Source organism: Methylorubrum pseudosasae, from assembly GCF_029504475.1.
In the GTDB taxonomy this organism is placed as follows: Bacteria; Pseudomonadota; Alphaproteobacteria; order Rhizobiales; family Beijerinckiaceae; genus Methylobacterium; species Methylobacterium extorquens.
In genome coordinates, this window is record NZ_JAQGDU010000002.1 from 1,531,926 (window position 1) to 1,556,985 (window position 25,060).

Annotated in this window: 20 protein-coding genes; 8 read left to right on the forward strand and 12 right to left on the reverse strand. The window is 68.8% G+C overall.

Going from position 1 to position 25,060, the window contains the following annotated elements; genetic code table 11:
* Nucleotides 1–122: 122 nt before the first annotated feature.
* Nucleotides 123–1,763, forward strand: coding sequence for an inorganic phosphate transporter (locus tag M2437_RS08150; RefSeq protein ID WP_253387083.1), 1,641 nt, complete (start codon nucleotides 123–125; stop codon nucleotides 1,761–1,763).
* 13 nt (nucleotides 1,764–1,776) lie between these two features.
* Here M2437_RS08150 and glcE read toward each other — a convergent pair whose 3' ends face one another.
* Together glcE and M2437_RS08160 are read right to left on the reverse strand one after the other, a co-directional pair.
* On the reverse strand, nucleotides 1,777–2,967 hold the full coding sequence (gene glcE, locus M2437_RS08155) for a glycolate oxidase subunit GlcE (RefSeq protein WP_253387084.1): 1,191 nt from the start codon (nucleotides 2,965–2,967) through the stop codon (nucleotides 1,777–1,779).
* Nucleotides 2,968–3,099: 132 nt separating this feature from the next.
* Nucleotides 3,100–4,560 (reverse strand): lipopolysaccharide biosynthesis protein, encoded by a 1,461-nt coding sequence (locus tag M2437_RS08160; protein ID WP_253387085.1) that lies wholly within the window; start codon nucleotides 4,558–4,560, stop codon nucleotides 3,100–3,102.
* Nucleotides 4,561–4,736: 176 nt separating this feature from the next.
* On the opposite strand from M2437_RS08160, the gene M2437_RS08165 reads away from it, so the two are divergent.
* Nucleotides 4,737–5,378, forward strand: coding sequence for a MarC family protein (locus M2437_RS08165; protein WP_056464130.1), 642 nt, complete (start codon nucleotides 4,737–4,739; stop codon nucleotides 5,376–5,378).
* Between the two features lie 42 nt (nucleotides 5,379–5,420).
* Here M2437_RS08165 and M2437_RS08170 read toward each other — a convergent pair whose 3' ends face one another.
* Nucleotides 5,421–6,425, reverse strand: coding sequence for a magnesium transporter CorA family protein (locus M2437_RS08170; protein ID WP_003603801.1), 1,005 nt, complete (start codon nucleotides 6,423–6,425; stop codon nucleotides 5,421–5,423).
* Nucleotides 6,426–6,639: 214 nt separating this feature from the next.
* On the opposite strand from M2437_RS08170, the gene groES reads away from it, so the two are divergent.
* The 3 genes from groES to M2437_RS08185 all read left to right on the forward strand — a co-directional run bounded on the left by groES (nucleotide 6,640) and on the right by M2437_RS08185 (nucleotide 9,143).
* Complete coding sequence (groES, locus tag M2437_RS08175; RefSeq protein ID WP_003603800.1) at nucleotides 6,640–6,930, forward strand: co-chaperone GroES; 291 nt, start codon at nucleotides 6,640–6,642, stop codon at nucleotides 6,928–6,930.
* A gap of 92 nt (nucleotides 6,931–7,022) precedes the next feature.
* A complete protein-coding gene (gene groL, locus M2437_RS08180; RefSeq protein WP_003603799.1) occupies nucleotides 7,023–8,663 on the forward strand; it encodes a chaperonin GroEL in 1,641 nt (546 codons plus the stop codon).
* A 270-nt stretch (nucleotides 8,664–8,933) separates the two neighbouring features.
* Nucleotides 8,934–9,143: a hypothetical protein gene (locus M2437_RS08185; RefSeq protein ID WP_253387086.1), complete on the forward strand. Its 210-nt coding sequence runs from the start codon at nucleotides 8,934–8,936 to the stop codon at nucleotides 9,141–9,143.
* Nucleotides 9,144–9,167: 24 nt separating this feature from the next.
* Here M2437_RS08185 and M2437_RS08190 read toward each other — a convergent pair whose 3' ends face one another.
* Both M2437_RS08190 and M2437_RS08195 read right to left on the reverse strand, forming a co-directional pair.
* The gene (locus tag M2437_RS08190) at nucleotides 9,168–9,692 is read right to left on the reverse strand and encodes a hypothetical protein (RefSeq protein ID WP_253387087.1); all 525 of its coding nucleotides are present in this window, start codon (nucleotides 9,690–9,692) and stop codon (nucleotides 9,168–9,170) included.
* Entirely contained in the window at nucleotides 9,682–10,617 is a 936-nt protein-coding gene (locus M2437_RS08195; protein ID WP_499006621.1) for a ParA family protein, read from the reverse strand. Before M2437_RS08195 ends, M2437_RS08190 begins: the two co-directional genes overlap by 11 nt.
* 266 nt (nucleotides 10,618–10,883) lie before the next feature.
* Here M2437_RS08195 and M2437_RS08200 point away from each other — a divergent pair, with 266 nt between their 5' ends.
* Nucleotides 10,884–11,282, forward strand: a complete 399-nt coding sequence (locus tag M2437_RS08200) for an MAPEG family protein (RefSeq protein WP_015952865.1) — start codon at nucleotides 10,884–10,886, stop codon at nucleotides 11,280–11,282.
* 18 nt (nucleotides 11,283–11,300) lie between these two features.
* Here the strand turns inward: M2437_RS08200 and M2437_RS08205 are convergent, their stop codons facing one another.
* Nucleotides 11,301–12,368: an adenylate/guanylate cyclase domain-containing protein gene (locus M2437_RS08205; protein WP_056506043.1), complete on the reverse strand. Its 1,068-nt coding sequence runs from the start codon at nucleotides 12,366–12,368 to the stop codon at nucleotides 11,301–11,303.
* Between the two features lie 294 nt (nucleotides 12,369–12,662).
* The gene (locus M2437_RS08210; protein WP_253387089.1) at nucleotides 12,663–14,846 is read right to left on the reverse strand and encodes a transglycosylase domain-containing protein; all 2,184 of its coding nucleotides are present in this window, start codon (nucleotides 14,844–14,846) and stop codon (nucleotides 12,663–12,665) included.
* 455 nt (nucleotides 14,847–15,301) lie between these two features.
* Between M2437_RS08210 and M2437_RS08215 the strand changes: the two genes are divergently transcribed.
* On the forward strand, nucleotides 15,302–16,603 hold the full coding sequence (locus M2437_RS08215) for a PepSY-associated TM helix domain-containing protein (RefSeq protein ID WP_253387090.1): 1,302 nt from the start codon (nucleotides 15,302–15,304) through the stop codon (nucleotides 16,601–16,603).
* A 2-nt stretch (nucleotides 16,604–16,605) separates the two neighbouring features.
* Here M2437_RS08215 and M2437_RS08220 read toward each other — a convergent pair whose 3' ends face one another.
* From M2437_RS08220 to M2437_RS08230, 3 genes are all read right to left on the reverse strand, one after another.
* Nucleotides 16,606–17,388 carry a restriction endonuclease gene (locus M2437_RS08220; protein ID WP_253387091.1) on the reverse strand — a complete coding sequence of 261 codons (783 nt, stop codon included), beginning with the start codon at nucleotides 17,386–17,388 and terminating at the stop codon, nucleotides 16,606–16,608.
* A gap of 216 nt (nucleotides 17,389–17,604) precedes the next feature.
* Nucleotides 17,605–18,132, reverse strand: coding sequence for a Ros/MucR family transcriptional regulator (locus tag M2437_RS08225; RefSeq protein ID WP_253387092.1), 528 nt, complete (start codon nucleotides 18,130–18,132; stop codon nucleotides 17,605–17,607).
* A gap of 591 nt (nucleotides 18,133–18,723) precedes the next feature.
* Nucleotides 18,724–19,374, reverse strand: coding sequence for a class II aldolase/adducin family protein (locus M2437_RS08230; protein WP_003606369.1), 651 nt, complete (start codon nucleotides 19,372–19,374; stop codon nucleotides 18,724–18,726).
* Nucleotides 19,375–19,718: 344 nt separating this feature from the next.
* Here M2437_RS08230 and M2437_RS08235 point away from each other — a divergent pair, with 344 nt between their 5' ends.
* On the forward strand, nucleotides 19,719–22,421 hold the full coding sequence (locus tag M2437_RS08235) for a bifunctional acetate--CoA ligase family protein/GNAT family N-acetyltransferase (protein ID WP_056116987.1): 2,703 nt from the start codon (nucleotides 19,719–19,721) through the stop codon (nucleotides 22,419–22,421).
* An 85-nt stretch (nucleotides 22,422–22,506) separates the two neighbouring features.
* On the opposite strand, the gene M2437_RS08240 is transcribed toward M2437_RS08235, so the two are convergent.
* Together M2437_RS08240 and M2437_RS08245 are read right to left on the reverse strand one after the other, a co-directional pair.
* Complete coding sequence (locus M2437_RS08240) at nucleotides 22,507–23,034, reverse strand: Dps family protein (protein WP_003607126.1); 528 nt, start codon at nucleotides 23,032–23,034, stop codon at nucleotides 22,507–22,509.
* Between the two features lie 145 nt (nucleotides 23,035–23,179).
* Nucleotides 23,180–24,940, reverse strand: a complete 1,761-nt coding sequence (locus tag M2437_RS08245) for a L,D-transpeptidase family protein (protein WP_253387093.1) — start codon at nucleotides 24,938–24,940, stop codon at nucleotides 23,180–23,182.
* Nucleotides 24,941–25,060: the final 120 nt, after the last annotated feature.

Sequence of the window (25,060 nt, forward strand, 5' to 3'; positions counted from 1 at the left end):
AGCCTGGCGTTGGGTCGGTCGATGGGTGGACGCCGCTGCGCAACCGGCCGCAGCAGGGTCCGAGACCGTACGGCCCCGCGCCCGGCATCAGCGAAGTCCGCAGTCGATTCCTTCGAGGTTCAATGTTAGACGCGCTCAGCCTGCAGGACGGGGGTTCGGCACCGACCGAAGCCCGCTCGCCACGGGGCCCGAATCTCGATGGCTGGATGCATCCGGCTGGAATCGGCCTCTTCCTGCTCGTCCTGATGGGAGGGCTCGGCTACGCGCTTTTCAACCTGATCACGGATATGCAGGCCGCCGGCCAGCCGCCGCTGGCGATCGGTGCCTTCGCGCTGCTCGGCCTCGCGCTGCTCATCGCCCTCGGCTTCGAGTTCGTGAACGGCTTCCACGACACCGCCAACGCCGTCGCGACGGTGATCTACACCCACAGCCTGCCTCCGGTCGTCGCCGTGGTCTATTCCGGCGTCTTCAACTTTCTCGGCGTCCTCGTCTCGACCGGTGCCGTCGCCTACAGCGTCGTCACCCTGCTGCCCGTGGAACTGGTGCTGAAGTCCGGTTCGTCTGCCGGTTACGCGATGATCTTCGCGCTGCTCATCGCCGCGATCATCTGGAACCTGGGGACATGGGCGCTCGGCCTGCCGAACTCGTCCTCGCACGCGCTGATCGGATCGGTTCTCGGCGTGGGCCTTGCCAACCAGCTCCTTGCCGCCGAAGGCTCGGGCACCTCCGGCGTCCAGTGGAATCAGGCGTGGAGCGTGCTGCGGGCCTTGCTGTTCAGCCCCCTCGTCGGCTTCGTCATGGCGGCCCTGCTGCTGCTGACGATGCGGTTCGTGATCCGCAACCGCACCCTCTACCAAGAGCCGGAGGGTGACACGCCGCCCCCGCTCTGGATCCGCGCCCTGCTGATCCTCACCTGCGGCGGCGTCTCCTTCGCCCATGGTGGCAATGACGGGCAGAAGGGCATGGGCCTGATCATGCTGATTCTGATCGGCGCCGCGCCCACCGCCTACGCGCTCAACCGGACCATGTCGGAATCGGCAACGCCGCATTTCGTTCAAGTCTCGGAGCGCGCCCGGACGGTGTTCCAGAACCGGGCGGACCAAGCCCCGATGCCGAGCCCGGCCGAGGGGCGCGTGCAGATCACCGAGGCGCTGGGGAAGAAGGACCTCGACCGGCCGGAGACCTATGCGGCCCTGGCCGCCCTCTCGGACGACATCGCCACGAAGGTGAAGGAGTACGGCGCGATCCGCCACGTTCCGGCGGAGGCGACGCCGAACCTGCGCAACGACATGTACCTCGCCTCGGACGCGATCCACAGCCTGAAGAAGCACGAGGGGCTCTTCGTCGGCGAGGAGGCCGAGGCGCTGAAGGCCTACGAGACGAGCCTGAACGACGGCACCCGCTACATTCCGACCTGGGTGAAGGTCTCGGTCGCCCTGGCGCTCGGCCTCGGCACGATGGTGGGCTGGAAGCGCATCGTCGTCACGGTCGGCAGCCGCATCGGCAAGAAGCACCTGACCTACGCGCAAGGGGCGTCGGCCGAGATCACGGCCGCGGGCACGATCGGCCTCGCGGAGGCCTACGGCCTGCCGGTCTCGACCACCCACATCCTGTCGAGCGGCGTTGCCGGCACCATGGCCGCCAACGGCTCGGGCCTGCAATGGGCCACCGTGCGCAACCTCGCCGCCGCGTGGCTGCTGACCCTGCCGGCGGCGATCACCCTGGCCGGGCTGCTCTATGCCGGCCTGCGGTTCGTGTTCTGAGGCGAACCGAGGGTCAAACGCCTGCGTACATCCGGCCGGGGTTGAAGATCCCGGCCGGATCGTGCGCGGCCTTGATACCGGCGCTGATGCGCATCAGCGGCTCGGGCAGCGGCTCGAAAACGGGGACGGCGGCGCGCAGGGTCTCGGGCGCACGCACCAGGGTCGCGTGCCCGCTGCCGGCGGCTTTCACCGCGGCGCGGATCACCGCGGCGCCGGCATCGTCGGACGCATCGGTGGCGAGCCAGATCAGGCCGCCGCCCCAATCGTAGAACCAGCGCGCGGCGCGCTCGGCCGCGACCGCCGCGGTGACCGCGGGCCCGCGGGTCGGAGCGGTGGAGATGCGCCAGATCGCGGTCTCGCGCGGCTCGGCCAGCGGGGTCGCGTCGCGCACGGCGCGCCAGAGCGCGGTGCTCTCCTCACCCTCGACGACCTGCGCCGCGCCGTAGCGGCGCAGCAGGCGGCGCAGTTCGCCGAGGCGGTAATCGACCGACTTGGCGAAGCCTTCGACGCGCATCAGCGTGCGCGGCTCCGACCCACCAATACCGGCAGGCCAGTGGGCGGCGCCGGTCAGCTCGAACGGCGAGCCGAGGGCGGTGGCGAGCGCCTCGACCGCGGCAGCGTCGGAAAGACCCGGCAGCACGAGGGTCGCGACCTGCTCCTGCACCGGCAGCACCTTGAAGGTGACCTCCGTCAGCAGGCCGAGCGTGCCCCAGGAGCCGGCCATCAGCTTCACGAGGTCGAGGCCGGTGACGTTCTTCATCACCCGCCCGCCGGACTTGATCGGCTGGCCGCGTCCGTTGACGAAGCGCACGCCGATCAGGCTGTCGCGGGCCGCGCCCGCATTGATGCGGCGGGGGCCGGAATTGTTGGCCGCTGCCACCGCGCCGAAGGTCGGCTCGCCGGTGGAGCCGAGGAGCGGGCGGTGATCCATCGGCTCGAACGGCAGCATCTGCCCGCGGCCGGCCAGCAGCGCCTCAACTTCGGCGAGCGGCGTGCCGGCCCGCGCGGCGACCACCATCTCGGCCGGCTCGTAGAGGGTGATGCCGGTGAGCCCCGTCGCGGCGAGCGTCGCCTCATCCTGTGGCGGGCGGCCGAGCGCCGCCTTGGTGCCGCCGCCGACGAGACGCAGCGGTTCCGACCGGCCGGCGGCCTGCGTCACGATGGCAGCCGCCTCCTGCTCGCTCGCCGGCGCGTATGAGGTCATCGTTTCCGTCCCGTGGGATTTTTCTGGAGCTTCGAGAAGCTTCCGGACTCAAACCCCGTTTGGCCGGAGGTGGCAAGCCGAGACTGCGCCCAGCCAACTTTGGGCCAAGCCGACCTTGGGCCAAGCCCGCGCCTACCGCGCGGCGGCCGGCAGCCGCTTCGGGAAACGCTGGCGCACGGCGCTGCGCAGGCCGGCGATGTCGAGGAACCAGACGAGGGCCCCGTAGACGAGCATTCCGGCCGCGATGCAGGCGGGCAGGGCGAGTGCCGGCTCCAGGCCGCGGAACGGCAGCACGGCCAGAACCATGGCAAGGCAGGCGGCGGCGGTGAGGGCGAGGTCGCGGCCCGGCAGGCGCAGGCGCTCGATCCCCGTCAGCGCCCGCAGGCCGAGCACGGCGACCGCCGCGACGAGGCCGAGGGTCTGCGCGACGGCAACGCCCTGCGGTCCCATCATCCGCGGCAGCAGGACGAGGCCGACGGCGTTGACGGTCAGCCCGATGAGCGCGGCGGCGACCACCGGGCTCGTCCGGCGTCGGATCTGGAAGATGGGATTGAGGGCGAAGTTCATGATCGAGAGGCAGAACAGGCCCGGGATCAGCAGGTCGGTGTAGTCCGCGAACGGTCCGCGAAACTCCTCCGGCACGATCAGCGCCTGGAGGGCCGGCGTCACGGCCCAATAGCCGGCGGCGCAGGGCAGAAGCAGCGCCACCACGATGGCGATGTTGCGCGCGACCTGGGTCTCGGCGGCCTCGCGGCCGTGATGCTCCTCGGCCTGTACGGCGATCTGAAACAGCAGCAGGTCGAGTGCGGCCCCGAGCGTCGAGAAGGCCCGCGAACCGAGATCGGCGGCGAGCGCGAAATAGCCGGCCTCGGCAAAGCCGGCGGTGCCGGCGATGGCGGCGCGGTTAAGGAAGGGCATGATCTGATAGACGGCGTTGGCCGCGATCAAGGGCAGGCCGTAGGCCGCGAACAGCCGCAGAGTCTCACGGGCTCGGCCATGGGGCAGGGCGGTTGCGTGCCCCAAGAGCCCGTCGCCCAGAATCTTGCGCATCGGCAGCACCGCCAGGAACTGGCTCAAGCCCCCTGCGATCAGCACCCAGACCGGCTGCGGAAACAGCCATGCCGTGCCGGCCATCAGCACGAAGGCCAGGACGTTCTTCCACACCACGAGCCGGAGATAGGCGCTGCCGATGAAGCGGGCGCGGGCGAGCGCCGCGTGATAATCGAACAGCCCGATCCCGATCGCCGCGACCATGGTGCCGGCGGTCATGACCAGACGCCCCTCGGGGGTCGGATTGACCGCGATCCCGAGCCCGGCGCAGAGGGCGGCCGTGGCAAACAGCGCCAGCGCGATGACCCAGTAAGCCCGGTCGAGACCCTGGCGGATCCACGGCTCCGCCTCGCGCACCCGCGCCGAATAGAACCGCGTCGCCGAGAGCCGCAGCCACTCGAACAGGATCGTGTTGAGCACGACCGCGCCGGCCGTCGCCAGGGCGAACCGGCCGAAATCGGCCGGCCCCAGCATTCGGGCGATGGCGATGCCGAGGATGAAGTTCAGCCCGGCATTGAGGACGAAGGCGGCGATGACGGCCATGGGACGGGGTGCGCTGCTCGCTCAGCCTGGAGCCTGAGGACGAGACTCGCAGCTAGCCGCCAACAAAGCCTGAATTGTGAGACGCCGGCATGACCGCCCTTCGCTGCCTGCGGGCCCGGCGCCGGGTCGAAGCCGGAGCCGTGCTATGGGTCCGAGGCTCGAAACCGGGATTCGCGATGTCTGTCGATCTGTCCTTCGTCACGAAGGTCTTCGCCGCTTTGTTCGCCATCATGAACCCGATCGCGAATGTGCCGGTGTTCCTCTCCCTGACCGATGGCGCGTCCGACGCCGTACGGCGGCACGTTGCGGTCAAGGCCGCTGTCGGGACCACGATCGGTTGCCTCGTCTCGATCGTGGCCGGGCAGGCCGTCCTGGATGCCTTCGGACTCAGCGTCGACGACTTCCGTCTGGCGGGCGGGCTCATCGTCCTGACGATCGCGCTCTCCATGCTTCAGGGCTCGTCGAGCCAGACGCATGGCCGCAGCCCCAAGGAGAAGGAAGACCAGATCGATGCGGACAGCGTCGCCATCTACCCGCTGACCATCCCCCTGCTCGTCGGTCCGGGGACGATCGCGACGCTCATCGTGTTCGGCCAAACCGCCAAGGCGCAGGCCAAATGGCCGGAACTCGCGCTCGGTGTCGGCGCCTTTCTCACGCTTCTGACGGTCGCGCTGCTCTCGGCCCCCTGGCTCGGCCACCGTCTGTCCGCCACGGCCACCGCGATCACGCGCCGCCTGATGGGCATGATCTTGGCCGCGGTTGCGATGGAGATGATCGTGACGAGCCTGCGCAACCTGTTCCCCGGCCTCAGCCATTGAGCCGCAGGGCGCGCTCCAGACGGCGGCGCTTCTCGACGCCCGTTATAGCCAGCCCTTCGCCTTGAAATAGAGCAGCGGCACGATCGCCGAGATCGCGATCAGGGCGAGGCCGTAGGGGTAGCCGTAGGCCCAGTCGAGTTCGGGCATGTGCTTGAAGTTCATGCCGTAGAGCGAGGCCACCAGGGTCGGCGGCACGCCGACCACGGACACGACGGTGAGAACCCGGAAGGCGTTGTTCTGCTCGATATTGATGAGCCCGAGCGTCGCGTCGAGCAGGAACTGGACGGTCTCGGAAAGCCGCGTCTCGAACTCGTCCAGCGAGGCGATGTCCTGCGCCAGCGTGTCGAAGCGCGGCGCGTCGCCCTCCTTGAGGGTCTGCCCGCACTCGCTCTTGGCGAAGGCGATGATGCGCCCGAGCCCGAGCAGGCTGGCGCGGACCTTCGACAGCGACTTGCCGTGGCGCCCGACCGAGCGGAGCAGGCGGCGCAGGGCAAGGTCGCGCCGCTTTGGTGCGGTCGTGTCACCCTTGCGTGCACCCGGCCGGGCGCCGGAATCGAAATCGAAGATGCGGGTGGAGAGCGCATCGAGATCGCCCGACATCTCCTCCAGCAGGTCGGCGAGGTTGTCGACCAGTTCCTCGACCACGAGCAGGAACATGCCCGTGCTGGTGCTGCCGTCGCCGTCGCGCTCGTCCACACGCTTCCGGACCGCCGCGATGGCGCGCATGTCGTGGAAGCGCACGGTGACGAGGTGGTCCGCGTTGAGCAGGAAGCCCAGCGGCTTCAGGCTGAAATCGGAGCGGTCGAAGGTCACCATCGGCGTCGAGAGGGAGAGGCCGTCGCGGTTGCGGCGCAGGCGGCTCGACGACTCGACCTCGCTCAGCGCCGCGCGCGAAGGCACGCGGATGCCCGTCTTCCGCTCGACCTGCGCGGCCTCCTCGGCGGTCGGATCGTTCAGATCGATCCAGACCGCGTGATCGGGCAGGCTCGCGCCGCCTCCCGCGCCGCCGTGCTCGACCGCGCCGTTGGCCCCATGAAGGCTCATCATCGGGAGAATGTGTCCCCGTCCGTCCCAGGCGCGCGAGAAATTCGCGTGAAACCGCCGCAGCCGGGAAGAAGCTGCGCCTTGACTCAAAAACGCCACGCGCCTATCTCGCCAGCGTCGTTAGCACTCACTTGCTTGGAGTGCTAACAATCAGGTGGAGCGCGGTCGTCCCGGCCGCATGAAGACCAACCGCCATTCCGAAGCAAGAGGGCAGCTCATGAAGTTCCGTCCGCTGCACGACCGCGTCGTCGTCCGTCGCATCGAGAGCGAAGAGAAGACGAAAGGCGGCATCATCATCCCGGATACCGCCAAGGAGAAGCCGCAAGAGGGCGAGATCGTCGCCGTCGGCCCCGGCGCTCGCGACGAGCAGGGCCGCGTCAACGCCCTCGACGTGAAGGTCGGTGACCGCGTGCTGTTCGGCAAGTGGTCCGGCACCGAGGTCAAGATCGACGGCCAGGATCTCCTCATCATGAAGGAATCCGACATCATGGGCGTCGTCGCCCTCTAAGGCGCGCAACCCCTCCACCGCCCTTCGAGGCCGCCAGGGCTTTTGCCCTCGGCCGGCTTCAGGGCCCCTTCCATCATTCGAGGTAAACTCACATGGCAGCGAAAGACGTACGTTTCTCCGCCGATGCTCGCGACAAGATGCTGCGCGGCGTCGACATCCTCGCGGATGCCGTCAAGGTGACGCTCGGCCCCAAGGGCCGCAACGTCGTGATCGAGAAGAGCTTCGGCGCCCCGCGCATCACCAAGGACGGCGTCACCGTCGCCAAGGAGATCGAGCTCGCCGACCGCTTCGAGAACATGGGCGCACAGATGGTGCGCGAAGTGGCCTCGAAGACCAACGACATCGCCGGTGACGGCACCACCACCGCGACCGTGCTGGCCCAGGCGATCGTCCGCGAAGGCGCCAAGTACGTTGCCGCCGGCATCAACCCGATGGACCTGAAGCGCGGCATCGACCTCGCCACGGCCGCCGCGGTGAAGGACATCACCGCCCGCGCCAAGAAGGTCGCCTCCTCCGAAGAGGTCGCCCAGGTCGGCACGATCTCCGCCAATGGCGACAAGGAGATCGGCGAGATGATCGCCCACGCCATGCAGAAGGTGGGCAACGAGGGCGTCATCACCGTCGAGGAGGCCAAGACCGCCGAGACCGAGCTCGACGTCGTCGAGGGCATGCAGTTCGACCGCGGCTACCTCTCGCCGTACTTCGTGACCAACGCCGAGAAGATGGTCGCCGAGCTCGAGGATCCCTACATCCTCATCCACGAGAAGAAGCTCTCCTCGCTGCAGCCGATGCTGCCGGTGCTCGAGGCCGTGGTGCAGACCGGCAAGCCGCTCGTCATCATCGCCGAGGACATTGAGGGTGAGGCGCTCGCCACGCTCGTCGTGAACAAGCTGCGCGGCGGCCTCAAGGTCGCGGCCGTGAAGGCTCCGGGCTTCGGTGATCGCCGCAAGGCGATGCTCGAGGACATCGCGATCCTCACCAAGGGCCAGACCATCTCCGAGGATCTCGGCATCAAGCTCGAGAACGTCGCCCTGCCGATGCTCGGCCGCGCCAAGCGCGTCCGCATCGAGAAGGAGACCACCACGATCATCGACGGTCTCGGCGAGAAGGCCGACATCGAGGCCCGCGTCGGTCAGATCAAGGCGCAGATCGAGGAGACCACCTCGGACTACGATCGTGAGAAGCTCCAGGAGCGTCTGGCCAAGCTCGCGGGCGGCGTCGCGGTGATCCGCGTCGGCGGCGCGACCGAGGTCGAGGTCAAGGAGAAGAAGGATCGCGTGGACGACGCGCTCAACGCCACCCGCGCTGCGGTGGAAGAGGGCATCGTCCCCGGCGGCGGCGTCGCGCTGCTCCTGGCCAAGAAGGCGGTCGCCGAGCTGAAGTCCGACATCCCGGACGTCCAGGCCGGCATCAAGATCGTCCTCAAGGCGCTCGAAGCCCCGATCCGTCAGATCGCCAGCAACGCGGGTGTCGAGGGCTCCATCGTCGTCGGCAAGATCACCGACAACGGCGGCGAGACCTTCGGCTTCAACGCCCAGACCGAAGAGTATGTCGACATGATCCAGGCCGGCATCGTCGACCCGGCCAAGGTCGTGCGCACCGCCCTTCAGGACGCGGCCTCGGTCGCCGGCCTGCTGGTGACCACGGAAGCCATGGTCGCCGACGCGCCGAAGAAGGACAGCGGCGCTCCGGCGATGCCGGGCGGCGGCGGCATGGGCGGCATGGACTTCTAAGTCCACGCACCCGGTCGAAGAACGGAAGGGGGGTCGCCGAAAGGCGGCCCCTTTTTCGTCGGTGGCGCCGCGGGTCGCCGACGATGAGGGACGTGCGCGGACGCTTCCCCGTGAAAAGCGCGCAGGGTTTATCCTATGCAGTGGCCGGAGGCGCCGAGCCTCGGGCAGCGTCGGCGTGTTGTCGGCCTGACCTTTGCGAGTACCGTGACGGACCGTATACCCGCCCCATCGCCCCCTGATGTCCATGCCCGCGAGACGATGCTGAGTCTGATGCAGGCGCTGGTCGAGGGAATACGGATCGATAGCCTGATGGCCGATCAGCTTTCTCAGATCTCCGCGCGCGCCCGGCTCTGCGGTGAGGCCGAGATGGCCGACGGGCTGCTCGACGTCACGCGGCAGCACCGGGTCGCGGTCCTGGAAGGGCAGGGCCGGCTCGCCGCCGTCGAAGCGCGGTACGCGGTGCTGTTTCCGGAAATATAGGCAGCCGTTTTGAGCGGAAGGGCTTCAGCCCTTCTTCTTCTTGCCCTTCCGATCCTTCTCCTTGTCTTTCTTCTCCCGGCTGTCCTTCGCGGCCGGCGCGTCGTGGTCCTTGCCGTCCCACACCGCGGAGAAGGGACGGCTGGCAAGGGCGCGCTCCGGCGGCGCCTCACCTGCACGTAGCTTCGCCGGACTGTCTTCGGCGCGGGTCTCGCCCTTGCGGAACGGCGCGTCGCCGGCCGCCAGAGCGCTGAAGCGGTGGCGGTGCCAGCCCGGCGTCGCGGTCTTCAGCGAGGGGTGGTGCGGGTCGAGGCGAGTCACCACTCCCTTCACCTCGGCCTCGGACATCCCGTCGGCGATCAGGGCGAAGCTCTCGCTGCCCAGCACCTCGCGGATCAGACGCAGCGACGCCACGCGCAAGGCCCGGGCCTTGAGCTGCTTCACGACGAGGGCACGGGCGGCTTTGGGAATCTCGGTGCGGATGTCGGGAAACGCTTCCGGCGCGGAGGCCATCGCCTGCAACACGGCATAGCCATCGACATCAAGGGCCATGGAGGATTCCCTTCACTTCCGCGACCAGCGGGATCAGCACGTTGGGGACATGGGCGCCGTACTTGGCGGAGAAGGTCGGGGGCGCCCCGTCGGCCGGGACCAGCGCGTCGGCGAGCGCCGCCGCCTGAGGAATGCGGGTTTCGAGCAAATGGAAGCCGGCATCCTCGGCCCGCGCCTCCGCCTGGAGCCGGGCCAGGGTTCGCTGATGCTGGCGGACCTGGGCCTGAAAGCGGGTGACGAGGACGTAGGGTGCGCTCTTCGGCGCAATATGGCTCGCCTGCCGGCTGGAGCGCCGCCAGATCGTCTCGACGAAGGCGTTGAGCCCGTAGGTCGAGAGAAAGTCGGGGATCGAGGTGACGAGAACGAGGTCGGCGGCGCGCACCGCCACCTCGGTGATCGGCGAGATACCCGGCGCGCAGTCAAAGAAGACGTAGTCGTAATGCCGCGCCAGCGGCACGAAGTCGTCGTGAAAGACCTTCCACAGCTTCTCGTCGATGGCGTGCATCGAGAATTTCCGCTCGGTCAGCTCGTAGAGGATCTCCCGCTCCACGAGCCGCAGATGCGGGCCGGACGGCAGCAGCGAGAGCGCGAGCGGCGCATTCTTGTGGGTGGTCAGGCTCACGCCAGGCTGGATGCGGGCGGAGAGATCGGGCTTGTGACGGGTGATGAGCTTGAGGGCGAGATAGGCCTCCAGCGTGCGCCCGCGGACGATCATCTCGCCGAGCAACGTATCCCCCGCGAGGCAGACCGACACGCTCGCCTGCGGATCGAGATCGACCACGAGCACCCGCGCTCCGTCGGCGGCCAGCGCCTCGGCGAGCATGACCACAGTGGTGGTCTTGCCGACCCCGCCCTTCATGTTCGCCACCGCGATCAGCTTGCCGCCCCACCGACACCCTCCTGAACGGCCCTCTCGCTCGGCCATGCTCCGCGGACCGGCCGAGTCGCCAAGCGCTACCCTAGAGCATCACCTCTCGCAGAAGGCCGACGACACCTTTCGGTAGAATGCTTAATGTCATCCCATCGCCCGCAGCGCCGAGTAGCGTGCAGGGCCCGTCGGCGACCGCCGAGCCGGGCATACGCCTTCGTGATCGCCCGTATGGGCGGAACACGACGCTGATAATCCTATCTTGCGAAGCGCCAACGACATCCGCCCCATGGCGAGTCGTCCTCCGATCCGAGGTTTTTCCCGTGATTTTTCCGACCACCACGGCCTTCTACGCCGCGATTCTGGGCCTGATCTATGCCGGACTGACCGGATGGGTGATCGGCGGCCGGGTCACCGGCAACGTCCTGTTCGGCGATGGCGGGCAGGACGCGCTCCAGCGGCGCATCCGCTCGCACGGCAACTTCCAGGAATACGTGCCGCTGACCCTGCTGCTGATCGCGCTCTACGAGGCGGGCGGCGGCTCGCATGGCTGGGTTCAGGGCCTGCTGATCGTGCTGGTGATCGCGCGCATCCTGCATCCGATCGGGATGTTCGCCCCCACGAACTCGCCGCGCCAGTTCGCCTGCCGGGGCGGCGGCATTCTCGCGACGTTCGCGGTCATGACGATCGCGTCGATCCTGCTGCTGCTGCGGGTCGGCTGACCGGCGGGTTCGCCCGTCCTACGGCGCGGCGGCGATCCGCGGCGCCGTAGCCTCGGCCAATGCGGCGGTTCCGTTGCGTTCGAGGGTCGCGACGGCGAGGGGCTGCCCGCGCCCGCGCAGGGCGTGGGTGCCGAGCGGTTTCACCACGACGCCCTCGGGCAGCCGCGGCAGCCGCTTCAGCAGATCCTCGGAGATCAAGGTATCGACGCCGAGCGGGCGGCACAAAGCCTCGACGCGGGCGACGACGTTCACGGCGTCGCCGAAATAGGCGATCTTGTGCCGGTCGACCCCGACTTCGGCCGTCACCACCGGGCCGCCATGCAGGCCCGCCCGCAGACGTGGCACGGTGCCGAAGCGCGCTTCCCAGCCCTCCGCCTCCGCCTCAATCCGCTCGCGCACCGCAAACAGGCATTCGACGCAGCGCGCATCCTTCAGGCCGCGCTCCATCGGCCAAGTGATCATGGCGAGGTCACCGATATAGTCGTCGGTCGAGCCGTAGAACCGGCGCACCGGCTCGGCGAGGGTCGCGAAGACGGCGCTGAGATATTCCTGCGCCCGCAGGTCGCCGTGGGTCTCGGCGAAGGCGGTCGATCCGACCACGTCGAGGAACAGGAAGATGCGCTCCTCCTCCACCGGGCGATGATAGCGCCCGACGAGGAAGTTGATGAAGACCTCGCCGCCGATCAGGTCACGCATGCGGATCACGAAGACGAGCAGGGCCGAGACGGCCAGCGCGTAGGCGAGCACCCGCGGCGTGGTGCGCACGGCCTCCTCCAGGCTGTCGCCAGTCAGGCCGAGCAGCCAGACGACGAAGCCGCCGAGCGCGTTGCCGACGACGATCATCGCCACGTAGGAGAGTTCCGCCGCGACGACGTAGAGCCCGGCGGGCAGACGACGGATGCGCGACTGGACGCCCGCCAGCAGCACGCCCCGGTCGAAGGCCAGCGCCGAGACACCGACACACAGGCCGTAGGTAAAGCCGGCCGCCGGGCTCGCACCACCGGCGAAAATGACGTTGTAGAGCAGCCCGGCGCCGCCCGCGGCAAGCAGGATGAGAAGCCAGAACCAGCGATGGTGCGGCAGCATCAGATCGGGCTCCGGCGGCCGGCGGAGAAGGATGCGCCCGGCCCGTTCGCGGAGGCCACAGGGCCATGCGGGCAACGGTCGGGCAGGCGGGTCGACACGGAGGCTCCTTCCGTCGGCAATCAGGAGGTGCGGGCGAAGGCCGCGGTCCTCTCCCGACTGTCGGAGGGTCATGCCTGCAACGTGGCGCGAATGTGGCGCACGGCCGCATGCTCAGGTCAGGCCGCGCCCGATTTTTCGTCAGCCGCCGCCCGACGGGAGGGATTACCCGCTCCCATCGGGTGAATCAGGCAGCGGCTACTCGCCGACCCCGAACAGCTTCTCGAGGAAGTTGCGATCGTCCCGGCTCGGACCGCGCCCCCGCGGAACCGAGCGCGGGGGGAGGGCGGAGGCCGTCTGCTCCGGCTCGCCGAGCAGCGCGCCGATCAGGCCGCCTGGGCCGGAATCCCGCTCAGGCTGCGCCTCGGGCCGCGGCGCCCGCCAGCGGTTCATGCCCGGCAGGCCCACCGGCTTCTCGCCCTTGAGCGCCGTGGTCATGTAAGCCTTCCAGATCTCCACCGGTAGGCTGCCGCCCGAGGCGCGCTTGGTCGGCTCGCCGTCGTCGTTGCCGAGCCAGACCCCGGTCACCAGCGTCGCGGAGTAGCCGACGAACCACGCGTCGCGGAACTCCTGGCTGGTGCCGGTCTTGCCGGCCAGTTCCCAACCGGGGATCTCGGCCTTCTTCGCCGTGCCCATGGTGAAGACGTCATGCATCATGGCGTTCATCATGCCGACGGCGTTGGGGTCGATGACGCGGCCGAGCCCGCCCTCGCCGCGCTTGTAGAGCACCTTGCCGGTGGCGCTCTTGATGCTGGCGATGACGTAGGGAATCACGCCGGTGCCGCCATTGGCGAAGGCGCAGTAGGCGCCCACCAGTTCGAGCGGCGTCACCTCCGAGGTGCCGAGCGCGATCGAGCCGTTGGCCTGGAGCGAGGACGAGATGCCGAGCCGCTGGGCGGTCTGCACCACCGCCTTCGGGCCGACCTCCTGGCCGAGTTTCACCGCCACCGTGTTGAGCGAGAGCGCCAGCGCCTCACGCAGGGAAACCGGGCCGCGATAATTGTGCGAGTAGTTCTCCGGGGCCCAGTTGCCGATCCGCACGGGCGCGTCCTCGCGCATCGTGTCGGGGGTCAGGCCGCGCTCGACCGCGGCGAGGTAGACGAAGGGCTTGAAGGCCGAGCCCGGCTGGCGCTTGGCGGTGGTGGCGCGGTTGAACTGGCTCTGCGCGTAGTCGCGCCCGCCAACGAGGGCGCGGATCGCCCCGTCCGGCCGCATCGAGACGAGCGCGCCCTGGCCGACGTTGTAGCGGCCACCCTTGGCGTTGAGTTCGTCGGTGAGCGCCTTCTCGCCGGCCGTCTGCATGCTCGCATCGACGGTGGTGGCGACGACGATGTCCTCGTCGAACTTCGGCAGGAAGTCGTCGAGCACGTCCATCACGAGGTCGGCGACGTAGTTCGGCGAGCCGCCGCCGCGAGTCGAGGCGGGCCGGGCCGGCTGGGCCAGCGCGACCTTCGCGTCGGCGCTCTTGGCAAAGCCCAGCTCCTCCATCGCCGCGAGCACCTGGGCCGCGCGGGCCTGCGCCGCCTTCAGGTTGCGGTTCGGCGCAAGCCGCGAGGGCGCCTGCACGAGGCCGCCGAGCATGGCGGCCTCCGCCAGGGTCACGTTCTTGGCGGGCTTGCCGAAATAGCGCTGCGCCGCGGCTTCGACGCCGTAGGCGCCGGCACCGAAATAGACCCGGTTGAGGTAGAGTTCGAGGATCTCGTCCTTCGAGTATATGTGCTCTAGCCACAGCGCCAGGATCGCCTCCTGGATTTTTCGCGATGCCGACCGCTCCGGGGTGAGGAATAGGTTCTTGGCGAGCTGCTGGGTCAGCGTCGAGCCGCCCTGCGCCACCCCGCGCCGGGTCAGGTTCTGGGTGATCGCGCGGGCGATGCCCACGGGATCGATGCCGAAATGGTCGTAGAACCGCCGGTCCTCGATCGCGACGAAGGCGCGCGGAAGGTAGGGCGGCAATTCCTTGATCGAGACGACGCGGCCGCCGGTCTCGCCGCGGTTGGCGAGCAGGCTGCCGTCGCTGGCGAGAATCGCGATGTTGGGCGGGCGCTTCGGAACCGCGAGCTGGTCGATCGGCGGCAATTGCGAGGCGTGGTAGGCGATGAGGCCGGCCAGCCCGATCGCCACCCAGATGCCGAGGACGACACCGGCATAGACCAGACGGCCGAGCCAGGAGCGCCGCCGCGGCGGGCGCCGGCCGCTGCCGCCGCCGGAGGCCTTGCGCGCACGCGCTTTCGGCGCAGAGGCGGGGCGGCCGGCCGAAGCCCGCTGCCCACCCGCCGACCGGTCGTTGCGCGACAGGCGCACGTCGAGGCGGCCCGGCTCGCTCCCCTCCGGGATGTCGAAGGTGGGTTCGCTGCGTGGTTTGCGTCCGCGAGACTGCGCCATGCGTTCCATGCGTCCGGGGCTGCCGATCCTCGAAGGAGTCTTGTCCTCGAAGGATCTTGCCTCCCGCGACCGTGCTCCCCTGCTCGGGATCCGCGCGTCGGTATTCCGCCGGATCGATCCCCTCGGACGCGCCGGCTGGCCCTGCGGCACGGCGGGTCGCCCCCTTGCGTCAGAGACAGTAAATGCGGCGGGTTTAAGGGTTGTTAAACCAGCCGAAGCACGCCCGGCCGGCCTTTACCGGATCTTCACGCGTGATCGTGTCACGCACGATTCGAGGGGCGCCCAAGGGGTGGCGCAACGAGGTGGCAACCGTTATCGACGGGTTCGCCCTCAACGCGCAGGCATGAGGGCCCGCACAAGGCACTGACCGGACCGGGGCTCCTTCGTCCGAGGGCCGGATCGCCTTTCCTTCTCCGACGTCGGCTGCTCCGTCGCGGAAAGAGGCTCGAGGGTTGATGGCGCGCTCCGTTTTCGTCCTTCTCCACCGCTGGGCCGGTCTGACGATCGCGGCCTTCCTGCTCGTGGCGGGGCTCACTGGTGCGGTGATCTCCTGGGACCACGAACTCGACGATTGGCTGAACCCGCATCTGCACACGGTCGAGAGCCGCGGTGCGGCGATCCCCGCCCTCGACCTCGCGCGGCAGTTCGAGGCCCGAGATCCGCGCGCCCGCGTCGCCTATCTCCCGCTCGCAGCTGAGGCCGGCGAGTCGCTGTCCCTGTTCGTGATGCCGCGAGTCGATGCCGCGACCGGCGGCCTGCACAAGCTCGGCTACAATCAGGTCTTCCTCGATCCCGTCACCGGGGCCGAACTCGGCCGGCGGGAATGGGGTCAGGTCTGGCCGATCACCCGCGAGACGCTGATCTCGTTCCTGTACAAGCTGCACTACTCCCTGCACCTGCCGGAGATGTGGGGCGAGGAGCGCTGGGGCATCTGGCTGCTCGGGATCGTCGCCGTCGTCTGGATGCTCGATTCCTTCGTCGGCTTCTACCTGACGCTGCCGGTGCGCAAACCCGCCAACCCGGAGCGCCCGGCGGCGGTCGAGCGGCAGCTCGGCCGGGGTTGGTGGTCGCGCTGGAAGCCCGCCTGGAAGGTGAAGACCGCGGGCAGCCCCTACCGCGTCACCTTCGATCTGCACCGTGCCTTCAGCCTCTGGACCTTCGCGCTGCTGTTCGTGCTCGCCTTCACGGCGTTCTCGCTCAACCTCTACCGCGAAGTGTTCCTGCCGCTGATGTCGAGCGTCTCGCAGGTGACGCCCGACCCTTCGAACACCCGCCCCTTCGTCTCGCCGCTCAAGCCGATCGAGCCGGGGGTGGATTATGCCCGCATCCTGGAAGCGGCACAGGCGGAGGGGCAGCGCCGGGGCTGGAAGGAGCCGGTCGGCGCGCTCGCCTACGCGCCGATGCAGGGCTTCTACACCGCCCGCTTCTTCGAGCCCGGCGACGACCACGGCGCCGCGGGCGTCGGCCCGGCGGCGATTTATTTCGACGGTGGGGACGGCCGGGTGATCGGCGACCGCCAACCCTGGGTCGGCACCGCCGCCGACATCTTCGTGCAGGCGCAGTTCCCGGTGCATTCGGGCCGCATCCTCGGCTTGCCCGGCCGCATCCTGATCTCGTTCATGGGGCTCGTCGTCGCGATGCTGTCGGTCACCGGCGTGGTGATCTGGTGGCGCAAGCGCGCGGCGCGCCTGTCGGTTCGGCGCAAGTCTGTCGCGCTGCCCGCCCGGCCCGTCAGCCGGCCCGTGCCAGCGGAGTAGGCTCAGCGCCCGGCCGCCAGCGCACGGCGGCCGGGCCGGCGGGTCGGCGCCAGTGTCGCGAGATCGTCGTGGTGGAGGAGCAGGACGCCGGTGGTGCCGGCGAGCTTGCGGGCAGCGGGCGTGAAGCCGGCATTCGAGACCACCGCCGCCATGTCGCCCGACCAGTGCAGGGTGGCGGCCGCAACCTCCTGCACCGCCGCGTTGCCGACCGGGCGACCGTAGCGCTTGCACTGTACGATCAGGCGCAGGCCCGCCTTCTCGGCGATCACGTCGCATCCCTGGTCGCCGCTCGCCCCCGTGGGCCGGGCATCCCAGCCCGCCTCGCCCAGAAGTTCGGCGCAGTATCGCTCGTAGGCGATCCCGTCTTCCGGCGTCTCCATTTCGTCGGGCAGTTCGTGCGCGCAGGCCACCCGCTCGACGATTTCCACCATCTCATCGAAGCGCAGCTCGGCGTATTCGGAAAAGCCGCGCTCCTCGACCAGCGGCAGGACGGTGCGCTCGACGAAATACTCGCGCTCGCGCAGCCAGCCATCCTCGATCGTGTTGCCGTAGGCGTCGAGGAAGCGCTCCTGCCGCCGTCGCAGGGCGAGCGTCGCGGCGTGGCGCCGGGCGATGCGACGCACGAGCGCGCGGAAGCGGCGCGGCCGATCGAGGCGATGAAGGAGGATCGCGAGGCAGATCGCTCCCGTGACCGCGAGAGCCGGTGCTCCATAACGGATGGCAGCACCACCCCCGAGGACGACGGTCCAGAACAGGCGCGTGGCGATGGTCGACCGGCCGGACATCATGTCTCCCGCAGAGACCGGGACGATGCCCGGACTACACAGGAACTGTTCCCGCCGAGCGGTTGCCCGACTTCTAACGCCGAGGCTTGATCCTGCCCTCGCTGGCGGAGCGCAGCCGCATCGCGTGTGGATAAGCAGCTCCGGCGCAAACCCACGGCTCGGAGGCCGGGCGATCGCTGGCGGCCCGGCCTTCTATACTGTCGGTCCGCGATGCGCTCAGACCGCGTCCGCGGAGCGGGCCCGGCCACGGCGACGCGGCACCGAGGCGCTGGTCTCATTAGCGGGTTCGGCGGCCGGTTCGGCGATTGTCTCCGGCGCCGTCTTGGAGGGCCACTTCCGGCGCTGCTGGCCAAGGCCCATGGTCCGGGCCAGTTCCGAGCGGATCGCGGCGTAGCTCGGTGCGACCATGGGATAGTCGTCCGGCAGGTTCCAGCGCGCGCGGTACTCGTCGGGCGAGAGATTGTAGCGCGTCCGCAGATGCCGCTTGAGCGATTTGAACTTTTTGCCGTCTTCGAGGCAAATGAGGAAATCCTGCTGGATCGAACGCCGGATCGAGACAGCCGGCGTCGGGGCCGGTTCTTCAGGTTCACTCGGCTTATTCGATAAGTGTGCCAGCGCACCATGAACCGACGTGATCAGCCCGGGCAGTTCCCCGACCGCCAGGGAGTTATTCCCGACATAGGCCGACACGATATCGACAACCAAGGCCACGTGATCGCCAGCGGAGCCATCCTCAAGCGACATCCTCAATATCCCTTCCGATATCTGCAAACGACGAACTGCAACGAGCGCCATAACGAAGACGCCATCATTGCCGAGCACGGTGCGACTGCGCTGAATGACCCAGGACTTAACCTTTGATGGGTCCGGCTGCAAGATGGAATTTGAGCGTCTTCCAAAAATCAATTGAACTTTCGCCCGTTTGACACGGCTATTGCGATAAAAGTCGTATTACGAACTCCATGAAAACCCCGACATACGGTATAATTCCGAAATGCAAGACAGGATCATTACGCAGACCGGTGGGAGGTTGCTGCGCGGGAGCGCCGCGCCAGATTCAGCGGAGATGGCAAGAAGCCAAGCTCAAAACCGTTCAAAACACCACTATTTGAAATATATATCTGATAACATGAATGCAGAAGTGACCTGAAAATCTGAACAAAAATATATTTCCACGATACTCGATAGTAATCTCAGTATTTCTATCTCCTACCAGAAGTCTTTACGTATCAGCAAAGGCTATTTTTATACCAGAATTATAACTAAAACCACATCATCAAACAAAATTCAAACCATTCTGGATCGAGGCCAATCGAAATCGCTGTATGCGAAAACTCAATGCCCAGATTTCTCACGAGGGCCATAGGACTTGAATCGCTCGACCGTCTCGGCGACTTCGGCATCGGACAGCACCACCGGGGCGCCGACCTGCAAGGCGATCGCATATTGGCGGCACAGGGCTTCGACCTCGACGGCGAGCCACATCGCCTTCGACAGGTTCGGCCCCGTAGCGATCATGCCGTGGTTGGCAAGCAGGCAGGCGCTGCGGCCTTCGAGGGCGTCGAGGGCGAAATCCGAGAGGCGCTGCGTGCCGTAGGGCGCGTAGGGGGCGCAACGGATGGTCGGACCGCCGGCCATCGCGATCATGTAATGCACCGCCGGGATCTCCCGCCCGCAGATCGCGAAACCGGTCGCGTAGGGGGGATGGGCGTGGACGACGGCGCCGATCTCGGGCCGGGCCGCCAGGATGTCCCGATGGAAGCGCCACTCGGAGGAGGGGGCCAGCGGATGGTCCCAATGCCCGTCGAAATCCATGGGGACGAGGTCATCGGGGCTGAGCTGCTCCGCCGGGATCCCGGAGGGCGTCACGAGGAAGCCGCTTCCGGTTCGGACGGAGAGGTTGCCCGAGGTTCCCTGGCTGAGGCCGAGATCGAGCATCCGGCGCATCGCCTCGACCATCGCTTGACGGGTCGCGAAAGTCGGCACGGGCTACTCCTCTGAGGGCGGATCGATCCTGCGATGCGGGGGCACGCGCAGGGAACGGGCTTTGTCGGGCGCGATTGCACCGGCAATCGCCGGAACCGATCCGTGACACTATCCGCAGGAGCGGCCGGGTGAAACCGGGCCAGGGGGAGCCGGACCAGGGTTGGCGGCTGATGAAGCCCGCCACCTGAGGCGGCAGGAACGCTCGCCGAACACGCGTATTGGACAGAGGTGTACTCGCTCTACGCGCTTCATATGCGGCTCCGTCGCGCCGATTGTGGTCGATCTGCTCCATCAGACGGCGGTTTGACGCTCGGCCTCGAGCCTTGAAATGATATAGGCGGCCCATGAGCACCTATCGATTCGAGGCTCTGCTCGCCCCGCGCCGCATCGCCGTGGTCGGAGCGGGTGACCGACCCGGCTCTGTCGGCCGGGCGATCATCGACGGCCTGCGCGCAGGCGGATTCACCGGCGACATCGTTCCGGTCCATCCGCGCGAGACCAGCGTCGATGGATTGGCGTGCAGCCCGCGCCTTGCCGACATCCCCCAGGCGCCCGACCTCGTGATGATCGCCACGCCCCCGGCGGCGGTGCCGGGCATCGTCGAGGAGGCGGGGCAGATCGGCGCCGCCGCGGCGGTGATCCTGTCCGCCCATCTCGGCGTCGGAGAGGCGGCCCCGGCCGGCGCCGCCCACGCGGCAGCACGGCGGCACGGATTACGGCTGATCGGGCCCGACAGCGTCGGCCTGAGCGTCCCGGCGCGCGGCCTCAACGCGAGCCTGCTCGCGCGTCCGCCGAAGCCCGGCGATCTCGCCCTCATCTCGCAATCCGGCACCGTCGCCTCGGCCATCGCCGAATGGGGATGGCGGCACGGGGTCGGCTTCTCCGCGGTGATGACGCTGGGCCGCTCGGCCGACATCGACATCGCCGACTGCCTCGACCACTTCGCCGAGGATTTCCACACCCGCGCGATCATCCTGTCCCTGCACCACATCACGGATGCGCGGAAATTCCTCACCGCAGCCCGGGCGGCGGCCCGCGCCAAACCGGTCGTGGTGCTGCGCACCGGGCGCCACGACGCGCCCGGCCGCCGGCCCGAGACGCATACCGGCGCGCTCGCCCGGCCCGGCGCCGTCTACGAGGCCGCCTTCCGCCGGGCAGGCTTGCTCGCGGTGGACGGGCTCGATGCCATGTTCTCCGCCGTCGAGACCCTGGGGCGCCAGCGGCCCTTCCCCGGCAACCGGCTGATGATCGTCTCCAACGGGCGCGGCATCGGCGCGCTCGCCGCCGACCGGCTGGCCGACCTTGGCGGCACGCTGGCGGAGCCCGCACCGGCAACGCAGGACTGCCTGGCCCCTGTGCGGCACGGCCGGCAGGCCAACCCGCTCGATCTCGGCATCGATGCAGTACCGGGCGATTACGTCGGTGCTCTGGAACCGCTGCTCGCCGGACGCGACAGCGACGCGATCGTCTCGATCCATGTGCCGACCGCGCGGGCGGGCAGCCGTGAGGTCGCCGAGACCGTGGCCGGCGCCGTCGCCAAGGCGCGTTCGGCGGGGCGCCGCAAGCCGGTCTTCGCGGTGTCGATCGGCGAGGACGAGGCGATCCGCGCGATCTATGCCGACGCCAAGATCCCGCTCTTTGCCACCGATGCCGACGCGGTGGAGGGGTTCCTGCACCTCGTGCGCTACCGCGAGGCGCAGAACGACCTGATGCGCACGCCGGACGCCTTGCCGCGCGAGTTCACGCCGGACGTCGCCGCCGCGCGCCGCATCGTGGACGAGGCGCTGGCTGAAGGGCGCACCTGGCTCGACCCCTACGCGGTGACCGAGCTGTTGACCGCCTACCGGATCGTCTCGGTGCCCGTCACCTTGGCGCCCGATCCCGACGGAGCTGCGGCGGCGGCGTGGCCGCTGATCGCGGGCGGCGGCACGGTGGTGCTCAAGCTCGTCTCACCGGACGTGGTGCACAAATCCGAGGTCGGCGGGGTGCGCCTCGGCCTCACCTCGGAAGCCGACGTGCGCGAGGCGGCCCACGCCATGATCGCCCGCGTCCGGGAACTCCGCCCCGACGCGCGGGTGGCGGGCTTTGCCGTGCAGCCGATGCTGCGCCGGCCGCAGGGGCGGGAGCTGATCGCGGGCCTCGCCGAAGATCCGGTCTTCGGGCCCGTGGTCGTGTTCGGGCGCGGCGGCACGGCGGTCGAAGTCATCGACGACCGGGCCCTAGCGCTGCCGCCGCTCGATCTTGCCTTGGCGAGCGAATTGATCGGCCGCACCCGCGTGGCCCGCCGTCTCGAAGCCTATCGCGACGTGCCGGCGGCGGATCTGCCCGCCATCGCCCTGCTGCTGGTGAAACTCGCCCAACTCGCCGCGGACCTGCCGGCGGTGCGCGAACTCGACATCAACCCTCTGCTGGCGGACGCCGACGGCGCGGTCGCCCTCGACGCGCGGGTGCGCATCGCGCCGGAGCCGAGCCCACCGGAGCGCCGCCGTGGCAACTGGCACCCGCGCTTCGCAATCCGGCCCTATCCGTCGGATTGGGAGCGGCGGCTCGAGGTCGGAGAGCGGTGCGTGCATGTCCGGCCGGTCCGGCCTGACGACGAGGACATGTTCCGCGCCTTCTTCGCGCAGGTGGACCCCGAGGACGTGCGCCTGCGCTTCTTCGCCCCGGTGCGGGACTTCAGCCATGCCTTCCTCGCCCGGCTGACCCAGCTCGACTACTCCCGTGCCATCGCCTTCGTCGCCCTCGACGACGCGGCGGAGGAGGACCGGCGCATGCTCGGCGCCGTCCGCCTGCACGCCAACGCCAACCACGACACGGGCGAGTTCGCGATCCTCGTGCGCTCCGACATCAAGGGCACGGGCCTCGGCGCCGCCCTCATGCGGATGATGATCGACTGGGCCAGGGCCGAGGGCATCGCCGTGGTCGAGGGCAGCGTGCTGGCCGAGAACCGGCCGATGCGAGCCGTCTGCCGCCACCTCGGCTTCGTGGAGAAAGCGGTTCCGGACGACCCGAGCCTCGTGAAGGCGACGCTGACCGTCGGGGGATAGCCGTCGCGTGGCGCGTGCGGCTCCATAGACAAAGAAAAACTGCCGACCCTCTCGGATCGGCGGTCCCTCGGTAGCGAGAAAAGGCTCAGTGGCCGCTGTCGGTCGCCTCGCGGGTCGACTCGTAGAGGAACCACGTGCGCTCCTCGGACTGGTCGATCCACTCCTCGAGGAGGCTCGTGGTCGAGACGTCGTTGGCTTCGTCGGTGACGCTGTGCAGCTCGCGCATGTTGGCGGTCAGCGCCTTGTTGTCGTCGCGCAGCTCCTTGAGCATCTCCAGCGGGCTCACATAATCCGCGTTGTTGTCGGGAACGCGCTTGAGCTGCTCGGCCTGTCCGAGGGAGCGAAGGGTCGTGCCACCGATCTTGCGGGCGCGCTCACCCACGGCGTCGATGATGGCGAAGATCTGCTCGGACTGCTCATCGAGCAGCAGGTGATAGTCGCGGAAATTCGGCCCACTGACATGCCAGTGGAAATTCTTGGTCTTGATATAGAGCGCGAAGAGATCCGACAGGAGAACGGTCAAGCCCTCGGAGATCTTCTTGACGTCGTTCGGGTCGAGATCGGTCGGGGTGTTGAGCCGGTCACTGGGGACGCGCAGCTTCGCTTTCGCCATGGGGGTATCCTTAACACTCTGCAGTCGAATTCAGACGGGCGACAACCGCGCCGGTACTCGATCGGCAGAATGAGGAAGCGGGAAGCTTTGTTCCGCTCCGCATGGCAGCGCTGCTTTGGATGGGACGCGACGCCGCCGGGGCGCCTCAGCCTCGCCCGCCGACGAGGCCGGGCGGCATCGGGACCGGCTCGCTCTCCGGCCCACGGGCGGGTGGCGCGGCTTTCCGGGCCTGCGGCTTCGGCGGAGCCGGCAGGGCGGTTGCGGGCGCCGGAACGGGCGCGACTCCGACCGGTGCCGGCTTGGCCGGCGCGGGCTTGGCGGGTGCAGCCTGCGCCGTGGGCGGCAGGGGACGCGGCGCGACGCCCGGTGCGGCCGGGCGGGGTGCCGGCGCCGCGCGGGGCGTGATGGCACCGGTGGTCGTCACGTCGGGGGCGGGCGGCGTCGCCGCGGCCGGCGCGGGTGGCGTGTCGAGGCCGTAGATGTCGTCGCGGAAATGCACCCGGCCGTCGGAGGTCGCGTAGCCGGTCATGTAGACGAAGGCGACCGGCGTCGGCTTCACGAGCTTCACGTCGCGCCGTTCGCCGACCGCGATGGCGGTCTCGATCTCGATCGGGCCCCAAGCGGAGCCCGGCCCGTTCGGTCCCTCGGTGCCCTGAAGCAGCCAAGCGGCGAACTCCTTCACCTGACCGACGCGCACGCACCCATGCGAGTGGAAGCGCACCGAACCGGCGAACAGCGACTTCGACGGGGTGTCGTGCATGTAGATCGCGTGGCGGTTCGGCATGTCGATGCGCACTTGGCCCAGCGAGTTGTCGAGGCCGGAATCCTGGCGCAGCGTGTAGTTGGTGGCCTTCTGCGTGTTCCAGTCGATCGCATTCGGATCGACCTCGACGCCGCCGGGGCCGAGGATGCGGATGCGGTTCTTGGCGAGATAGCCCGGATTCTTCCGCATCGTCGGGATGATCTCGTTCTTGATCACCGAGACGGGCACGGTCCAGGTCGGATTGAGGTTCACATCGGTGATGCGGGTCTCGACCGCGGGCGTCTGCTTGTCGGGCGAGCCGACCACGGCGACGTAGCGGCGGGTCACCGCACCGTTCTCCACCGCCTCCACCGTGGCAGAGGGGATGTTCACGGTCACGTAGCGCTCTCCGAAGCCGAAGCTCGACCCCATCAGCCGCTGCGCCGAGGCGCGCAATTGCCGCTGCCGCACGTCGGCCGGCACGTTGAGGGCGTTCAGCGTCAGCCGGCCGAAGATGCCGGCATCCGGCAGGCCGTGGCGGGCCTGGAACGACTTCACGGCCGCCACCAGCGGCGGATCGAAACGGTCGGAGGGCGGCGCATCGGCGGGAAGGTCGCCGGTCAGGGTGAGGTGATGGCGCAGCGAGGGGATGGCGGCGTGGCTGTCGCCGGGCTTCGGGGCGAAGTCGGCGGGCAGCGTCTTCCAGCCGCCGGCCTCGGCGTAGACCTGGTAGCGCTCGGCGGCGCGCATTGTATCGACGAAGGTCTGCGCGGTGTAGCTCGGCAGCGGATCCTCGGACACGCGGGCATAGACGACCGGCGGCAATTCCCGCGACACCTTCTTGGCCGGGGGCGCGTCGGCCGGAACCGCGACCGTGTCGGCGGTCGGGCGCTCCAGTTTCGGCGCGGACTTCGAGTCGGGCTTCGGATCGAGCTTCGAATCGACCTTGGGCTCCGGTTTAGGATCGGCCCTCAGCTCGCGTTTCGGCTCCGGCGCGGCCTCGGCCTTCGGCTCGATCCGCAGGTTGATCCGCGAATCGGGCTGCGGATCGGGGACGGACTCGGCCCGGAGCGGGCCGGCTAGCAACAGGGCAAGGGCGGCTCCGGTGCCGCCGATGAGCCGGGCGCGGCGGTGCCTGCGCAGGGCGGGGATAGCATTCGGCATCGCGGATCTCATCGGGTGCACGGCCCGATCATCGGCGGGGTTGGTTACCAACTCGCTCACCGCCTCGCCCACGGCGTGTGCCGAAGCACGCGAGCCGCTCGGGAGCGGACCGCAGGGCCA